The organism is Bradyrhizobium sp., assembly GCF_049798375.1.
GTDB lineage: Bacteria > Pseudomonadota > Alphaproteobacteria > Rhizobiales > Xanthobacteraceae > Bradyrhizobium.
The window spans coordinates 1-1545 of the sequence record NZ_JBARGP010000614.1 but is presented as its reverse complement, the minus strand read 5'-3'; the positions used below and the strand labels follow the sequence as shown (position 1 = coordinate 1545).

Below are 1545 nucleotides of genomic sequence, written 5' to 3'. Positions count from 1 at the left end.
CGGCACCCCGGTCGATATCACGCTGTCGGAGCTGGCGTTGGAAACGTTCTTTCCCGCAGATGACCTGACCGCGACGCGACTGAAGGAGATGGCAGCGCGGCTCTGAGGGCGCTTGTGCTCGCCCTTGCGGGGCTTATCTTGCCTGGAACCAAGCCTGCGAGGAACCGCCAAAGGAATCGTCATGAGCGCCCTGAAACCGCTGACCATCGATATCGTTTCCGACGTCGTCTGTCCCTGGTGCTACATCGGCAAGCACCGGATCGAGGAGGCGCTGAAGCAGGTCGCCGAGGTGCCGGTCGAGGTGCACTGGCGGCCGTTCTTCCTCAATCCCTGGGTGCCGCGCGAGGGCATCAGCCGCGACGACTATCTCACCACCAAGTTCGGCTCGGTCGAAGCCTATAAGGGCATTGCCGGCCGCGTCGTCGCAGCCGCGGCGGAAGAGGGCCTGAGCTACCGGCCCGAGCTGGTCGCGCGCCAGCCCAACACGATCGACTGCCATCGCCTGATCCATTGGGCCGAAGCGATCGGCAAGGCCGCGGAGATGAAGCAGCGGCTGATGGAATTGTATTTCCGCGACGGCGGCGATCTCACCGACATCAACGTGCTGGTGCAGGCGGCAGTCGATTGCGGGCTGGACGCCGAGGACGTGCGCCGCCGGCTCGCGACCGACGAGGATGTCGCCCTGGTCTCGGGAAACGCACAGGAAGCCGCCGACAAGGGCATCTCGGGCGTGCCGACCTATGTGTTTGCGCACAAATACGCGGTCTCCGGCGCGCAGGACCCGCAGATGCTGGCACGTGCGATCCGGCAGGTGTCGGCGGAGATCAACGCGCAGGCGGCGGAGTAACGTCGCTTAGCCTCTTCGAACGTTGCGCGCGGCGTGCACACCGCGGCGGGCGAGATCGAGGGCCGATCGCCGCGCACGCAGCGCCATATCGATGATGTCCACCATGGGATCGTGTCGATACAGCGGGATCAGCACGTCGCCGATCGTCAGGCGTCCACGCCAGATCGGATTGATCATCGTGTTGTCGGGGTCTGCGGTGGAATCCGCCGATGTGATGGCAGGGTCAGCGCAGAGGTGGCGGGTCAGGTCCAGCGAGAGCTGCACCCCCGGCGAATAGCTTGCGAACCGTTCGTCGATGCCGATCTTGAAGAAGAAGGCGCGACCCTGGTGACGCGGCACGATGCCGGCTGCGATCGCAGTCGCACCGGCGCGCAAGGTCACGATCTCGCATTGATTGGTTTCGGCAAGCGCCGTCGTGGCGCGGCGGATGAAGGCGGCGTCGCCGTCGTGCTGGATCAGCGCGGTGCCGCGGCGGCCTTTCCAGCCGCTGGCCTCGAGCGCGAGGAACGTCTCGAGCGCGGCTGCGACATCGCGCGGCCCGCGCGCCACCTGAAATTCGACTTGGCCGTGCTCGGCGAGATGGTTGCGCTGCCGCTGCAATCGCTTCAGCTTCCTGCCGCCGAGCGCATCGTGCAGCAGCGTGTCCCCGTCACGCGTCGCGTCGAGGCAGGCGCGCGCGTGGAATTGCAGCACGCGCA

At 66.3% G+C, this 1545-nt stretch carries 2 protein-coding genes and 1 pseudogene; 2 read left to right on the top strand and 1 reads right to left on the bottom strand.

What is annotated here, in order from left to right; all coding sequences use genetic code 11:
- Together WA702_RS24480 and WA702_RS24475 are read left to right on the top strand one after the other, a co-directional pair.
- Positions 1 to 106: pseudogene (locus WA702_RS24480) on the top strand (transcriptional regulator); the annotation flags it as partial.
- Positions 107 to 181: 75 nt separating this feature from the next.
- Entirely contained in the window at positions 182 to 847 is a 666-nt protein-coding gene (locus WA702_RS24475) for a DsbA family oxidoreductase (protein ID WP_425113127.1), read from the top strand.
- A gap of 6 nt (positions 848 to 853) precedes the next feature.
- Here the strand turns inward: WA702_RS24475 and WA702_RS24470 are convergent.
- Positions 854 to 1545 (bottom strand): GNAT family N-acetyltransferase (locus WA702_RS24470; RefSeq protein WP_425113126.1); only part of this gene is annotated, 692 nt, incomplete at its 5' end.